This window comes from Saccharomonospora glauca K62 (genome assembly GCF_000243395.2).
Taxonomy (GTDB): domain Bacteria; phylum Actinomycetota; class Actinomycetes; order Mycobacteriales; family Pseudonocardiaceae; genus Saccharomonospora; species Saccharomonospora glauca.
The window spans coordinates 803,639-817,183 of the sequence record NZ_CM001484.1; the positions used below are offsets into that span (position 1 = coordinate 803,639).

Sequence of the window (13,545 nt, forward strand, 5' to 3'; positions counted from 1 at the left end):
CTGACAACGACAGCCTTGACCACGGGAGTGTGCGTAGTGGCCACCCGGCCTCCAGCCAGCTTGCCGAAACTTTCTCGGCGCGCCCGCGTGTTGCTCATCATCGCGGCCGTCCTCGTTCTTCTGCTCCTGCTCGGTGCCCGTTTGCTGGACACGTACGTGGACTGGCTGTGGTACGGCGAGGTCGAGGCACGCGGTGTCTTCACGACGATACTGCTGACTCGGGTGGCGCTGTTCTTCGCGACGGGCGTGCTGGTGGGCGGTCTGCTCGGGTTGAGCCTGTGGCTCGCGTACCGCACCCGTCCGGTGTTCGTTCCCGTGTCGAGCACCGACGACCCGCTCGCGCGGTATCGCTCGCTGATCGTGGCCCGGACGAAGCTGTTCGGCATCGGCATCCCGGTGATCGCGGGCCTCATCGCGGGGGCCAGCGGTCAGGGCAGTTGGGAAGTCGTGCAGATGTGGCTGAACGGCACCGAGTTCGGTCGTACCGACCCGGTGTTCGGCAAGGACGCCAGCTTCTTCACGTTCGACCTGCCGTTCTACGGCTGGCTGCTCGGCTGGATCTTCGTGGCGCTGATCATCTCCTTCTTCGGCGCCGTCGTGACCCACTACCTGTTCGGTGGCATCCGGCTGGCGGGACGGGGCGGTCAGATCTCCTCGCCGGCCAAGGTGCACCTGCTCGTGCTGGTCGGCGTGTTCGTGCTGTTCAAGGCGCTCGAGTACTTCTTCGACCGATACGAGCTGTTGTTGTCCGGCCGCAACGACCTCTTCACGGGGGCCGCCTACACCGACCTGCACGCGGCCATGCCGGCCAAGCTGATCCTGCTGTGCATCTCCGTGCTCTGCGCCATCGCGTTCTTCGCGGGCGCGTTCCTGCGGAACATCCAGCTCCCCGCCATCTCGCTGGTGCTGTTGCTGCTGTCGGGTCTGATCCTGGGCGTCGCCTGGCCCGCGGTGCTGGAACAGTTCTCCGTTCGCCCGAACGCGAACGAGAAGGAAGCCGAGTCGATCGAGTACAACATGGCGGCCACCAAGTTCGCCTACCAGCTCGACTCGCAGACCGTCGAGATCAGGGAGGACTACACGGGCAACACGAACGCGTCCCCCGAGGAGATCCGGGCGGACGCGGGCACGATCCCGAACATCCGGCTTCTCGACCCGAACGTGCTGAGCTCCACCTTCACGCAGCGGGTCGGTCGCGAGAACTTCTACGGCTTCCCCGAGAAGCTGGACGTCGACCGCTACACGGTCGACGGCGAGGAACAGGCGTACATCGTCGCGGCGAAGGAGATCAACACCAACGGTCTCGCCGAGAACCAGCAGACGTGGATCAACCGGCACCTGGTGTACACCCACGGTAACGGCTTCGTGGCGGCGCCGGCCAACACGATCGACCGCGCCCTGGAGGACGCCAACAGCGACGGTGGTTACCCGCTCGCCCGGACGAGTGACACGCAGAACCCCGAGGGCGCGGGCATCCGGGTCGACGAACCCCGTATCTACTACGGCGAGCTGGCCACGGACTACGCGATCGTGGGCGGGACGCCGGGACAGGCGCCGGGTGAGTACGACACCGCCACCGACCGGGGCTACCTCTACAAGGGCAAGGGCGGCGTCCCGATCGACAACCTGTTCAACCGACTGGTCTTCGCCGCGCAGTACGGGGAACGCAACATCCTGTTCTCCGACCAGATCAGCGACGGCGCCAAGATCATGTACCACCGCGACCCGCGGGAACGGGTGGAGAAGGTCGCCCCGTGGCTGACGGTGGACGGCGACCCCTACCCGGCGGTGGTCGACGGGCGTATCCAGTGGATCGTCGACGGTTACACCACGCTGAACAACTACCCGTACTCCCAGCGGACCTCGTTGGGAGGGGCCACCGAGGACTCCCTCACCGGGGTGGCTCGGCAGCAGGACAACCGGATCAACTACATCCGCAACTCCGTCAAGGCCACCGTCGACGCGTTCGACGGCACCGTGACGTTGTACGAGATGGACGAGAACGATCCGGTGCTGAAGACGTGGATGAAGACGTTCCCCGGCCTGGTCAAGCCGCAGTCGGAGATCTCCGACGAACTGCGGGCCCACTTCCGCTACCCGGAGGACATCTTCAAGGTGCAGCGTGAGCTGCTGACGAAGTACCACGTCAACAGCGCGCAGGAGTTCTACTCCACCCAGACGTTCTGGAACGTGCCCCAGGACCCGACCCAGGAGGGCGGCCTCGACCCGAACTCCGACACGGCCAACCAGCCGCCGTACTACATCTACGCGCAGGCTCCGGGGCAGGACAAGCCGACGTTCCAGATCACGAGCGCGTTGACGCCGCTGGCGCGGCAGTACCTCGCGGCGTGGGTGACGGTGTCGTCCGATCCGGAGGACTACGGCAAGATGACGGTGCTCAAGCTGCCCACCGGCGGTGGTCAGCAGCTTGAGGGGCCGGTGCAGGTCCAGAACGCCTTCCAGAGCAATCCGAAGTTCACCCAGGACCGGACCCTGCTCGGCAACCAGAGTGTCGACATCATCTACGGAAACCTGTTGACGCTGCCCGTCGCGGGCGGGTTCCTCTACGTCGAGCCCGTCTACATCCAGCAACGCAACGCGCAGAGCTATCCGCAGCTGGCTCGGGTGCTGGTGTCGTACGGCGGCCGGATCGGTGTCGCCTCGACGCTCAACGAGGCGCTGGACGAGGTGTTCGGCGAAGGAACGGGTGAGGCCGCGACCGGCCCGGCCGACCAGAATGGAACGGACAGTGGCGACACCGACGGGCAGGAGCAGCCACCGCCGACCTCGGGCAACGACGACCAGGCGACGCCGCCGCCTCCGAGCGGCGATTCCGGTGGCACGGAGATCGACCAGGCCGTTGCCGACATCCAGGCGGCGCTGGAGAAACTGAAGGCCGCTCAGCGCTCCGGGGACTTCGCGGCTCAGGGCGAGGCGCTGAAGGAGTTGGACGAGGCGGCCGCGCGGTACGAGAAGCTCACCGGTTCGGGTAACTGAGGCTGTGATCTCGGGGACACCCACTTTGCGTCGGGCGGTAACCCTGACGTAAAGTGGGTGTCACCGAAGGGGTGAAAGCTACGGCGGACATACCCCGACCCCCCTGAGACAAGGGGGAGAGGGATGTGCTAAAGTAGTAATCACAACGACGCGGGGTGGAGCAGCTCGGTAGCTCGCTGGGCTCATAACCCAGAGGTCGCAGGTTCGAATCCTGTCCCCGCTACGAGGAAGAAGGCCCGGATCACCATGATCCGGGCCTTCTTTGTGTTCACCCCGGTGCACAGGGTGAACCACGAGTTCCATTGTGGACGCATCCTTGACCACTGTGGACAGAACTCGATTTTCATGGCACGGTAGAAGCGTGTCCGATTTGAACGCAACTGCCGCAGCACTGCTTGGTTTGCTCCACGACGGTCCCGCTACCGGTGGCGAACTCGTCGCGGCGGCTGAGGAACGATTCGGCACGTTCTTCAGCGTCACGAGGAGCCAGGTCTACCGGGAGCTCCCCGCGCTGCACAAAGAGGGTTACGTGCGGCTGGGGAAGCAGGGGCCCCGTTCCAGTCAGCAGTACGTCCTCACGGCCGCCGGGAAGAAGGCCTTCAAGGCGTGGCTGACGAGCGCTTCCTCGCCCGACCACCTGCGGAGTCCGCTCATTCTCAGGGTGGTCAATTCGGGGGTGCTCACGCCGAAGCAGCGAGCCAACCTCTTCGAGACGGCTCGCGAGACCTACAAGGCCGAGCTGGACGCCGCCAGGGCCGCGGTGAAGGCCGCCGTCGACCCGGTGGAGAAGGCCGTCGCCGAGTTCGGTCAGGCGCACGCCAGGGCCGCGTTGAAGCTGCTGGACACGGTGTCGTCGGCCTGACCGGCCGGGCGGCGGGAGTCGGCGAGAACGAACGAGAACGACGAAGACGGCGAGTCGGGGCGACCGCCTGGGAAGCGGTCGCTCGATTTGCCGTAACCTTGTGTTTCGTGAGTGCCGACTTCGAAGCCGCGCTGAAGGAAATCGGCGGCAAGCTGTCCCAGATCGAAGCCGTGATGGATCTGGATTCTCTCCGCAAGGAGGTCGCCGAGCTGGAGGAGGAAGCCGCTCGCCCGGATCTCTGGAACGATCCAGAAGCCGCGCAGAAGGTGACCAGCCAGCTTTCCCACAAGCAGGCGTCCCTGCGGCGTCTCACCGAGCTCCGGCAGCGGGTGGACGACCTCGCCGTGTTGCACGAGCTGGCCGAGGCCGAGGGTGACGCGGCCAGCCGGTCCGAGGCCGAGGCGGAGCTCGCCGAGGTCAGCCGTGAGGTCGACGCCCTCGAGGTCCGCACTCTGCTCTCCGGCGAGTACGACGAGCGCAACGCCGTCGTCACCATCCGTTCCGAGGCCGGCGGTGTGGACGCGGCCGACTGGGCGGAGATGCTTCTGCGTATGTACCTGCGGTGGGCGGAGCGGCACAACTACCCGACCGAGGTGTACGACATCTCCTACGCGGAGGAGGCGGGCATCCGCTCGGCCACCTTCAAGGTCAGCGGGCCCTACCTCTACGGGACGCTCTCGGTCGAGCAAGGTACTCACCGCCTCGTCCGGATCTCGCCGTTCGACAACCAGAGCCGACGCCAGACCTCCTTCGCGCACGTCGAGGTGCTTCCCGAGGTCGAAGAGGTGGACCACGTCGAGATCCCCGAGAAGGACATCCGCGTCGACGTCTACCGTTCGTCGGGGCCGGGTGGACAGAGCGTGAACACCACCGACTCGGCCGTGCGCATCACCCACCTGCCCACGGGCATCGTGGTGTCGTGCCAGAACGAGAAGTCGCAGCTGCAGAACAAGGCCTCGGCGATGAAGGTGCTCCAGGCCAAGCTGCTCCAGCGCAAGAAGGAAGAGGAGCGCAAGGAACTCGACGCGCTGCGTGACAGCGGTTCGAGCTGGGGCAACCAGATGCGCTCGTACGTCCTGCACCCGTATCAGCTGGTCAAGGACCTGCGTACCGACTACGAGGTGGGCAACCCCTCGGCCGTGCTCGACGGCGAACTCGACGGTTTCCTCGACGCCGGTATCCGATGGCGGAAGAAGCAGAGCGAGGTGGCGTAAGGCCCGCGTGCGGAGGCAGTGGTCAACCGAGGCTTAACTGGCTCCGACTGTAGGATGGCCGACCGTGATCCGGCTTGAGAGTGTCTCCAAGGTTTACAAGACCTCTTCGCGTCCCGCTCTCGCGGACGTCTCGGTCGACGTAGACAAGGGTGAGTTCGTCTTCCTCATCGGCCCCTCGGGCTCGGGGAAGTCGACGTTCCTGCGGCTTCTGCTGCGGGAGGAAGTGCCCACCAAAGGCCGGGTGATGGTGTCGAACTTCGACGTGGCCAAACTGCCTCGCCGCAAGGTCCCCCGGTTGCGGCAGACGATCGGCTGCGTGTTCCAGGACTTCCGCCTGCTGACCAACAAGACCGTGGCGGAGAACGTCGCGTTCGCCCTGGAAGTGATCGGCAAGCCGAAGAAGACCATCGACAAGGTCGTCCCCGAGGTCCTGGAGCTGGTCGGTCTCGAAGGCAAGTCGGACCGGATGCCCCACGAGCTGTCCGGTGGTGAGCAGCAGAGGGTGGCGATCGCGCGCGCCTTCGTCAACCGTCCGTTGGTCCTGCTCGCCGACGAGCCCACGGGAAACCTGGACCCCGACACGAGCCAGGACATCATGCTCCTGCTGGAGCGCATCAACCGCACCGGAACGACGGTGCTCATGGCCACCCACGACCACTCGATCGTCGACTCCATGCGCCGGCGGGTCGTCCAGTTGGACCAAGGGCGCGTGATTCGTGACGACCGCCGCGGCGTGTACGGCGTCGGTCGCTGATCACCCCGGTTTCTCCCCGAACCACCCACTTCCCCCTTCCCCCGACCCAAGGAAACCCCCTACCGATGCGTGTCAGCTTCGTCTTCAGCGAGGTCATCACCGGTCTGCGCCGGAACGTCACGATGACCATCGCGATGATCCTCACCACGGCCATCTCGCTCGGGATGTTCGGCGGTGGTCTGCTGTTCGTTCGCACGATCGACAAGATGAAGGCGAACTATCTCGACGACGTCCAGGTGACCATCTACCTGAACGACGAGATCAGTTCGACCGACTCCACGTGCTCCTCGTCGACGTGCACCACGCTGAGGCAGTCGTTGGAGACGAACCCCGCCGTCGAGTCGGTGGTGTACGAGAACCGGGACGAGGCGTACAAGCGCTTCCAGGAGATCTTCCGGGGACAGCCGGAGCTCGTCGAGCTGGCGCGCCCGGAGTCGCTGCCGTCGTCGCTGCACGTGAAGCTCGTCAACCCCGAGCGCAGCGACGTGCTGGTGCAGGAGTACACCGGCATGGAGGGCGTCTACCAGATCGACGACCAGAACAGGTTCCTCGAACGGTTCTTCGGCATTCTCAACGCCGGGCGCAACGGGACGTTCATCATCGCGTTGATCGCCGCGCTCGCCGCCGTGCTCCTGATCGCGAACACCATCCAGGTGTCGGCGTTCACCCGGCGCACCGAGGTCGGCATCATGCGACTGGTGGGAGCCACTCGGTGGTACACCCAGTTGCCGTTCCTGCTGGAGGCCGTGGTCGCGGGTGTGCTGGGCGCGATCATCGGTACCGGTGGGCTGATCGCGTTGAAGTACCTGGTGCTCGACTCGATCATCGGGGCGACGGGCTCGGTCATTCCCCAGATCGAGTTGGTGGAGATCCTCTTCCCGGTGGCGCCCATTCTGCTCGGCACGTCGATACTGATCTCCGCCATTACCGGATACACGACACTGCGCCTGTACGTGCGGCACTAAATTAGGCGGATCGAACGGTCCCGGAAAGATACAGTCGAGGTATGGCGAAAGAAGTCGGTCAGAAGGTGATCACGTCGAACCGGCGTGCCCGGCACGACTACACGATCATCGACACCTACGAGGCCGGGGTGGCGCTCGTGGGCACGGAGGTCAAGAGCTTGCGCGCGGGTAAGGCGTCGCTGGCCGACTCGTTCGCGACGGTGGACGACGGCGAGGTGTTCCTGCGGGGCCTGCACATTCCCGAGTACTCGCACGGTACCTGGACCAACCACGAGCCGCGGCGGACGCGCAAGCTCCTGTTGCACCGCAGGGAGATCGAGAAGCTGATCGGCAAGACGAAGGAGTCCGGTCTCAGCCTCGTGCCGCTGTCGCTGTACTTCAAGGACGGCAAGGTCAAGGTCGAGCTGGCCCTCGCACGGGGACGGAAGGTGCACGACAAGCGTCAGGCCATCGCCAAGCGTGACGCGCAACGCGAGATGGCCCGCGCGATGGGACGCGCCGCGAAGGGCAAGTATCGGCGTTGAGCCTCGCCGCCGACCGGGACGAGCCCGGCCCGCGTACCGATGAGGAAGTAGCGGGCTGGGTTCGCGGGCTCGGGCTGCCGGGACTCGTGGACGTCCACGTGCACTTCCTGCCGGAGCGCGTGCTGCGCAAGGTATGGGCGTACTTCGACAACGCCGAGGAGCACTACGGCATGCGGTGGCCGGTGTACTACCGGCTGCCGCAGACCGAACGGCTGGCGGTGCTCCGATCGCTCGGGGTGCGGACGTTCGCGCCGTTGGTGTATCCGCACAAGCCGGACATGGCCGAGTGGCTCAACGCGTGGGCGCGGGAGTTCGCCGCCGACGTTCCGGAGGCCGTGCCCACGGCGACGTTGTTCCCCGAGCCCTCCGTGGTGGACTACGTGGGGGAGGCGCTGGCCGCGGGGGTGCGCTGTTTCAAGGCCCACGTGCAGGTGGGCGACTACGATCCCCGCGACACGACGCTCGACCGCGCGTGGGGACTGATCGCGGATGCCGGGGTGCCCGTCGTGGTGCACTGCGGGCACGGGCCCCTGCGAGGCGCCTACACCGGGATCGAGGTCTTCGAACAGGTGCTGGTCCGGCACCCGCGGTTGGTGACGGTGCTCGCGCACTCGGGCATGCCGGAGTACGACGCCGCGCTGGCGTTGGCGCAGCGGTACCCGAACGTCTACCTGGACACCACGATGGTCGGCGTGCCGTTCACCGAGGAGTTCATGCCGATGCCCGACGACTGGCCGAGCCGACTGGCCGACGTCGCCGACCGCGTGGTGCTGGGCACCGACTTTCCGAACATCCCGTACTCCTACGCCACCCAGTTGCGTGCCGTGGCGGGGTGGGCGGAGTCGCACCCCGGACTGGGACGGTCGTTTTTGCGCGCGGTCCTGCACGACACGCCGTCGCGGTTGCTCAGGCCGCTACGGGCGTCCGGGGCCCGACACGCGTGAGGGCGTAAGCGCCGACGACCAGGGCGATCCACGGCCACGGCGTCGCGGAGAAGCCCGTCGCGGCCAAGGCCAGCGTGCCGGTGGCGGCGAGGAGAGCCGCGGCGCAGAGCCGAGGTGTGGAGACGGGCGCCGAGTTGGGCACGTGGGTCTCGAACCGACCGAACACCCGCAGCAGCATGGTGAGGATGGCGCCGGCCGCCAGCAGCCAGCCGGGGATCGTGGTGAACCACGTGATCGTGCCCGGAACCGGTGTCGCGTAGCCGAACCAGAGCACCGTCACTCCGGTGAGCACGATCAGCGCGGGCATGTGCCACAGGTACACACTCATGAACCGGGGGCCGAGCCAGCCGAGGGCCGGGGCGATCACGGGGCGGGCGGCCCACGCCGTCAAAAGGTCTCGGGCGGCGAGAACGAGCCCGATCTGGCCGACGGCGAGAAACACCAGCACGAGAGCGGGAGGACTCATGTTGGACATCGGCGCGCCGGGCAGTCCGATCATGCTCTCCGTGTAGGGGCCGAAGGCCACCAGGAGCGCGGTCGTACCGAACCCGGCCGCCGAGGCGGTCAGGGCGGCGCGATGGGACAGGCGCCGGAGGGTTCCGTCGGCGTAGAAGAATCCGAGCTGGTGCACGGCGAACCAGACGAAGACCGCGTTGGCGTAGCCGAGGTAGGGGATGCCGTCGAAGCGAGCGACGTCCACCACGGCGGCCAGGGCCGTGAGGACCGCCGGGACCGCCCAGCGCCAACGCCGGTGGGCGGTGACGAGCAGCGGCGTGGCGAGCACGGTGATCAGGTAGACGCCGAGGAACCACAACAGTTGCGCCGCGATCGAGCCCGCCAGCGCCACAGGTTGCTCGGGAGCGCCGAACAACCGCAGCGTCGGGGGGACGATCAGCCACACGGCCAGCAACGGCAGCAGTGGGAACAGGAGTCTGCTCAGGCGCCTCGACAACCACGACCGGGCCGTGTCGGCACGGGCCAGGGACACGTGATTGGCGGCTCCACCGGTGAAGAACACCAGGGGCATGACCTGCGACAGCCAGGTCACCACCCACCATCCGGGAGTGGTGAACGCGTTGGTCGCGACGAGTTCGCCGTCGGCGTAGTCGAGCACCGGCATGGTCCAGTGCTGGACGACCACGGCCGCGATGGCCAGTGTGCGGACGATGTCGAGGAAGCGATCCCTATCGGGCACCACGTGCACCGGTTTCGAGACACTCAGCGTCATGGTTCGAGCTTGGCGGGCCCGACGAGGGAAAACAGCGGTGCGGGCTGGTGTTTCCGAGGTAGGGCTGGCCCTACCGGCTCGGGAAACCACAGTGGACACACCACGGGGTCGGGCGGCTCAGCGCCCCAGGTAGGTCAGCACGGCGCGGACCCGGCGGTGCTCCGTGTCGCTGGCTTCGAGACCGAGCTTGGCGAAGATGTTGCCGATGTGTTTTTCCACGGCTCCGTGCGACACGACGAGTCGTGCGGCGATGGCGCCGTTCGTGAGTCCCTGCGCCATGAGGCCCAACACCTCCGACTCCCGTGGGGTCAGCGACTCCAACGGATCGCGACGGCCCCTTGCCATGAGCTGGCTGATCACCTCGGGGTCGATCGCCGTACCGCCGGATGCCACGCGCCGCACGGCGTCCAGGAATTCGGCCACGTCGGCCACCCGTTCCTTCAACAGGTAGCCCACGCCGCCCGTCCCACCCGACAGCAGTTCCACCGCGTACGTCTCCTCGACGTACTGCGACAGCACCAGCACCGGCAGACGTGGTACGAGCTGTCGGGCCCGCAGCGCCGCCCGCAGTCCTTCGTCGGTGAACGTCGGCGGCATCCGTACGTCCACGATCGCGAGGTCCGGACGATGCCGCTGAACCGCCTCGATCAGGTCGTCGCCGTTGTCGACGGCGGCCACCGTCTCGACGTCGTCGTCGGCCAACAGCCGCTGCAGCCCTTCCCGCAGCAGAACGGCGTCCTCCGCGATGACCACGCGCATGTGCACTCCCCAGAGGTGTCAGGACAGCTCACCACGTGCACGGCAGGTCCGCTCGAACGACGGTGGGGCCGCCGGGTGGGCTGACGACGGAAACCGTGCCGTCTATGGTGGCAGCTCGGTCGGCAAGCCCCGCCAGGCCACCGTTCGGTCGGAGCCGAGCTCCGCCCTTGCCGTTGTCGGTCACCTCCACGGTGACCATGTCGCCGTCGCGCCACACCCTGACGGAGGCGTGGTCGGCTCCGGAGTGTTTGGCGATGTTGGTGAGCGATTCCCCCACGATGAAGTAGGCCGTGGTCTCCACCGCCGCGGGAGGTCGGGGCGCCACGTCCACCGTGACGTCGACGGGGATCGGCGACTTGGCCGCTTGGGCGGACAGTGCTGCGTCGAGGCCCCGATCGGCCAGCACGGCGGGATAGATGCCCCGTGCGAGATCCCGCAGTTCCGACACGGCGAGTTTCGCGTCGGCGTGGGCCTCGTCGATGAGTTCCCGAAGCTCGGCGTCGGCCTGCGTTCCGCCGGCGAGACGGTTCTTCGCGCGGCCCAACGTCATGGCCACCGAGACCAGCCGCTGTTGCGCGCCGTCGTGGAGGTCGCGTTCGATGCGGCGCCGTTCGGCCTCCGCCGCGTCCACGCCGCGTGCCCGTGAGGCCTGGAGCCGCTGGGCCCGCGCCTCCGCTCTCCGTGCCTTGGGGGGACCCAGCAGAGCGGCCGCGAGGTGGGCGTGCAGCCAACCGAGCGTCGGGACGACCCACAGTGCCACCGGGACGAGCGGGACGGCGACCAGACCGACGAGGAACTCGACGACCCCGATGGGGAAGGCGAGCATCAGGTACGCGAGGTCCCGCCACGTCGTCGGGTCGGTCGCGCGGGCCAACCAGAGTCGGCCCCAACCGCCGTCGCCCCGCGCCCGTTCCGCGGTGGGAACGTTCACCCCCAGGGCCCACCGCGCCCAGGACCGCTCCAGATCACCGAAGGCGCGCACGAGCCAGAGGGTCGCCATCTGGATCGGGATGCCGATCCAGATCACGACGGTGGCGATCCCGAGCAGCGCACCGCAGACGATCAACACGAACTGCGCGAGCCGCAGCGGGAAGCTCGCGATCATGAAGAGGATGGTTCGCCACGTCCGCGGTCGTCTCGGCACGCTCACGGAGTCCGTCGTCGCCTTGTCCGGCATGCGCGCATTCTCCGGGTCACGAGCGAGCCGGGGACAGGGCCGTTCCGGCTTCGTCGAATTCCCGCATCCGAGTGGATGTCGGGCCCAGCATCGTCCCGGCGAGGCGGCCGTGCGCGGTCCCCAGCCCACGGGTCAACAGCGCCGTGCACACGAGCAGCAACAACCCGAGTGCCGACCACGGCAGGGCCGACCCGACGGAGTCCACCGTCACCCAACTCAGCGAGGGCTCGGTGGAGGGGAAGCGCCAGACGCCACCCGGCAGGAACCGGTAGTAGACGGGCAGCGTGAGCAGGGCCAGGGAGATGCCCCAGCTCGCGACCATCAGCACCAGTTCCACGACGCCCAGGGGGAACAGCAGGAACAGGTACCCGTACTCACGCCACGTGGCCGAGTCGGTGAGTCGGGTCCGCCACCGCTGTCGGGCGTTGCCTTCCGGGAGCGGCCGGGTGGCGGGCGGGATGTAGGTGCCGAGCAGGGCGTAGGCGCGGGCGCGCTCCACGTTCGCGGCTCCCCGAGTGAGCAGCACTGTGGCGGCGAGCACGGGAAGGCCGATCCACACGATCGCCGTGCCGAGTCCGGCGACGGTCAGTGGCAGCAGGACCACGAAGGCCGCGACCCCGATGGGAAAGTTCAGCAGCAGGTAAACGAGCGAGCCGAGGACCGAGGGGTGGCTGCGTTCGCGGCCGTGGGGCCGTGCCGTCGACATGGCTGGAAGTGTCCTTTCGCTTCGTACGTCGGCTCCCAGCATCGGTGGTGGGAGTCTCGAAAGCCATGGGGGCCGCAGGTCTTGTGAAGGTAGGGCTGTCCCCACCACGGGGAGTGCCGCTGGTGTCGGCCCACGGGAATTATCGAGTTGCGCCCCGCGTTATCCTGGACGCAGTTCTTCGGAGGAGAACGGTACAAGCTAGGGGGTGAACGGTTTCGACTCTGGACGTTGATCCAGGGGAAGCGTGCCGGTGCAGGCAACGACCACCGCAAGCGTCGTCGCATTAAATACAAGCGCCAAGACGAACAGTCAGCGCGACTTCGCCCTCGCCGCCTGAGCGAGCGCGAAGTCTGTCGGCCCGGGATCGCCTCCGGCCCGGTTTGCCGGCATCAGCTAGGAGGCTCACCGCCGGTTCCGGCCACGGGAACCGGTTGGGAAGCAAACAGTGGCTGGGCCCGTCACACCGGCTCGTTCGCGTGACCGGTGGGGTCGAGTAGAGGCACAGCGAACTGCGCACGGAGAAGCCCTGGAAAGGCGACAGAGGACCCGGGTTCGATTCCCGGCACCTCCACGACCGAACACGAAGGCCACCCGCGAGGCGGGTGGCCTTCGTGCTGTCCGAGGTTTTCTCGCCCACTTCTTCGTGGGTCTCCTCTTCCGAATCGAACGTATGAGCGAGCGGGTCGCGCGTGGCTCGACGCCGCTGTTTGGGCTTCTCGGGGCACGGCAAGTCTGCGGGAGGGAGGAGAGGAGCCACGGATGACCTCGCAACCGCCGAGTCCCGTCAAGGACAAGAATTACAACCTCATCAGCGTCTTGCAGGCCTCGCTCGAATACGCCTGGCAGATGGAGACCTACATCGCCGATGCCGAGCGGGAGGGCGACAGCGAACTCGCCGCCTGGTTCCGCCAGATCCAGGAGAACAACACGAAGGCCGGGGAGCAGGGCAAACAGCTGCTGGCGGCTCGACTGAGGAAAGGTTGACGCTCATGGACCACGATCACTTCATCGGTCAGGTTCAGGCCCGAGCGCAGTTGGCCAGCCGTGGTGAGGCGGAGGGGCTGACCCGCGCGACGTTGGAAACCCTCGGGGAGCGCATCCCGGAGCAGGTCGCCACGCACCTCGCCGACCAGTTGCCCACCGAGATCGGTGAGAACCTGCGCAGGACCATCACCATGGGCGGCGCCGGTTCGGGGGAGCGGTTCGGACTCGACGAGTTCGTGCGTCGGGTGTCCGAACGTGGACATCTTCCCGAGCCCAACGCGGTGTACGGGTCCCGAGTGGTTCTGGAGGTGACGGGCGAGGCGACCAGTGGTGTGTTGCGGAAGGTCCGGGACTCGTTGCCGGAGGAGCTGCGCCCGCTCGTGGACTCCGGGAGCAAGGGAGAGATGCGCTGACCCTCCTCGGCATCGTGC

13 protein-coding genes, 1 tRNA gene and 1 other RNA gene are annotated in these 13,545 nt (G+C 67.1%); 11 read left to right on the forward strand and 4 right to left on the reverse strand.

From position 1 onward, the window contains the following. Positions 1-36: 36 nt before the first annotated feature. The 8 genes from SACGLDRAFT_RS03885 to SACGLDRAFT_RS03920 all read left to right on the forward strand — a co-directional run bounded on the left by SACGLDRAFT_RS03885 (position 37) and on the right by SACGLDRAFT_RS03920 (position 8,260). The gene (locus tag SACGLDRAFT_RS03885) at positions 37-2,997 is read left to right on the forward strand and encodes a UPF0182 family protein (RefSeq protein WP_005461905.1); all 2,961 of its coding nucleotides are present in this window, start codon (positions 37-39) and stop codon (positions 2,995-2,997) included. 149 nt (positions 2,998-3,146) lie between these two features. Further along, a tRNA-Met gene (locus tag SACGLDRAFT_RS03890) sits at positions 3,147-3,220 on the forward strand. Positions 3,221-3,358: 138 nt separating this feature from the next. Further along, entirely contained in the window at positions 3,359-3,859 is a 501-nt protein-coding gene (locus SACGLDRAFT_RS03895) for a PadR family transcriptional regulator (protein ID WP_005461907.1), read from the forward strand. A 107-nt stretch (positions 3,860-3,966) separates the two neighbouring features. Next, positions 3,967-5,073, forward strand: coding sequence for a peptide chain release factor 2 (gene prfB, locus SACGLDRAFT_RS03900; protein ID WP_005461908.1), 1,107 nt, complete (start codon positions 3,967-3,969; stop codon positions 5,071-5,073). 64 nt (positions 5,074-5,137) lie between these two features. Beyond that, on the forward strand, positions 5,138-5,827 hold the full coding sequence (gene ftsE / locus SACGLDRAFT_RS03905; protein WP_005461909.1) for a cell division ATP-binding protein FtsE: 690 nt from the start codon (positions 5,138-5,140) through the stop codon (positions 5,825-5,827). A gap of 65 nt (positions 5,828-5,892) precedes the next feature. Further along, positions 5,893-6,792, forward strand: coding sequence for a permease-like cell division protein FtsX (gene ftsX / locus SACGLDRAFT_RS03910; protein WP_005461910.1), 900 nt, complete (start codon positions 5,893-5,895; stop codon positions 6,790-6,792). 41 nt (positions 6,793-6,833) lie between these two features. After that, positions 6,834-7,316: an SsrA-binding protein SmpB gene (gene smpB, locus SACGLDRAFT_RS03915; RefSeq protein ID WP_005461914.1), complete on the forward strand. Its 483-nt coding sequence runs from the start codon at positions 6,834-6,836 to the stop codon at positions 7,314-7,316. Beyond that, a complete protein-coding gene (locus SACGLDRAFT_RS03920; RefSeq protein WP_005461915.1) occupies positions 7,313-8,260 on the forward strand; it encodes an amidohydrolase family protein in 948 nt (315 codons plus the stop codon). Before smpB ends, SACGLDRAFT_RS03920 begins: the two co-directional genes overlap by 4 nt. On the opposite strand, the gene SACGLDRAFT_RS03925 is transcribed toward SACGLDRAFT_RS03920, so the two are convergent. The 4 genes from SACGLDRAFT_RS03925 to SACGLDRAFT_RS03940 form a co-directional block, all read right to left on the reverse strand. Then, the gene (locus tag SACGLDRAFT_RS03925) at positions 8,223-9,488 is read right to left on the reverse strand and encodes an acyltransferase family protein (protein ID WP_005461916.1); all 1,266 of its coding nucleotides are present in this window, start codon (positions 9,486-9,488) and stop codon (positions 8,223-8,225) included. The genes SACGLDRAFT_RS03920 and SACGLDRAFT_RS03925 overlap by 38 nt on opposite strands. Positions 9,489-9,605: 117 nt before the next feature. Further along, positions 9,606-10,247 carry a response regulator transcription factor gene (locus SACGLDRAFT_RS03930; RefSeq protein ID WP_005461923.1) on the reverse strand — a complete coding sequence of 214 codons (642 nt, stop codon included), beginning with the start codon at positions 10,245-10,247 and terminating at the stop codon, positions 9,606-9,608. A gap of 28 nt (positions 10,248-10,275) precedes the next feature. Further along, positions 10,276-11,424, reverse strand: coding sequence for a sensor histidine kinase (locus SACGLDRAFT_RS03935; RefSeq protein ID WP_005461925.1), 1,149 nt, complete (start codon positions 11,422-11,424; stop codon positions 10,276-10,278). 16 nt (positions 11,425-11,440) lie between these two features. After that, complete coding sequence (locus tag SACGLDRAFT_RS03940) at positions 11,441-12,130, reverse strand: sensor domain-containing protein (RefSeq protein WP_005461927.1); 690 nt, start codon at positions 12,128-12,130, stop codon at positions 11,441-11,443. Positions 12,131-12,331: 201 nt separating this feature from the next. On the opposite strand from SACGLDRAFT_RS03940, the gene ssrA reads away from it, so the two are divergent. The 3 genes from ssrA (at position 12,332) to SACGLDRAFT_RS03950 (ending at position 13,527) form a co-directional block, all read left to right on the forward strand. Next, positions 12,332-12,704: a transfer-messenger RNA gene (gene ssrA / locus SACGLDRAFT_RS21755) on the forward strand. 185 nt (positions 12,705-12,889) lie between these two features. Beyond that, positions 12,890-13,114: a hypothetical protein gene (locus SACGLDRAFT_RS03945; RefSeq protein WP_005461929.1), complete on the forward strand. Its 225-nt coding sequence runs from the start codon at positions 12,890-12,892 to the stop codon at positions 13,112-13,114. Positions 13,115-13,119: 5 nt separating this feature from the next. Next, the gene (locus tag SACGLDRAFT_RS03950; RefSeq protein WP_005461931.1) at positions 13,120-13,527 is read left to right on the forward strand and encodes a DUF2267 domain-containing protein; all 408 of its coding nucleotides are present in this window, start codon (positions 13,120-13,122) and stop codon (positions 13,525-13,527) included. Positions 13,528-13,545: the final 18 nt, after the last annotated feature.

Excerpts from the sequence above, each read along its gene's own strand:
- ftsX (WP_005461910.1), top strand. The coding sequence starts at position 5,893 with ATGCGTGTCAGCTTCGTCTTCAGCGAGGTCATCACCGGTCTGCGCCGG.
- smpB (WP_005461914.1), top strand. The coding sequence starts at position 6,834 with ATGGCGAAAGAAGTCGGTCAGAAGGTGATCACGTCGAACCGGCGTGCC.
- SACGLDRAFT_RS03925 (WP_005461916.1), bottom strand. The coding sequence starts at position 9,488 with ATGACGCTGAGTGTCTCGAAACCGGTGCACGTGGTGCCCGATAGGGAT.
- SACGLDRAFT_RS03930 (WP_005461923.1), bottom strand. The coding sequence starts at position 10,247 with ATGCGCGTGGTCATCGCGGAGGACGCCGTTCTGCTGCGGGAAGGGCTG.
- SACGLDRAFT_RS03935 (WP_005461925.1), bottom strand. The coding sequence starts at position 11,424 with ATGCCGGACAAGGCGACGACGGACTCCGTGAGCGTGCCGAGACGACCG.
- SACGLDRAFT_RS03940 (WP_005461927.1), bottom strand. The coding sequence starts at position 12,130 with ATGTCGACGGCACGGCCCCACGGCCGCGAACGCAGCCACCCCTCGGTC.
- SACGLDRAFT_RS03945 (WP_005461929.1), top strand. The coding sequence starts at position 12,890 with ATGACCTCGCAACCGCCGAGTCCCGTCAAGGACAAGAATTACAACCTC.
- SACGLDRAFT_RS03950 (WP_005461931.1), top strand. The coding sequence starts at position 13,120 with ATGGACCACGATCACTTCATCGGTCAGGTTCAGGCCCGAGCGCAGTTG.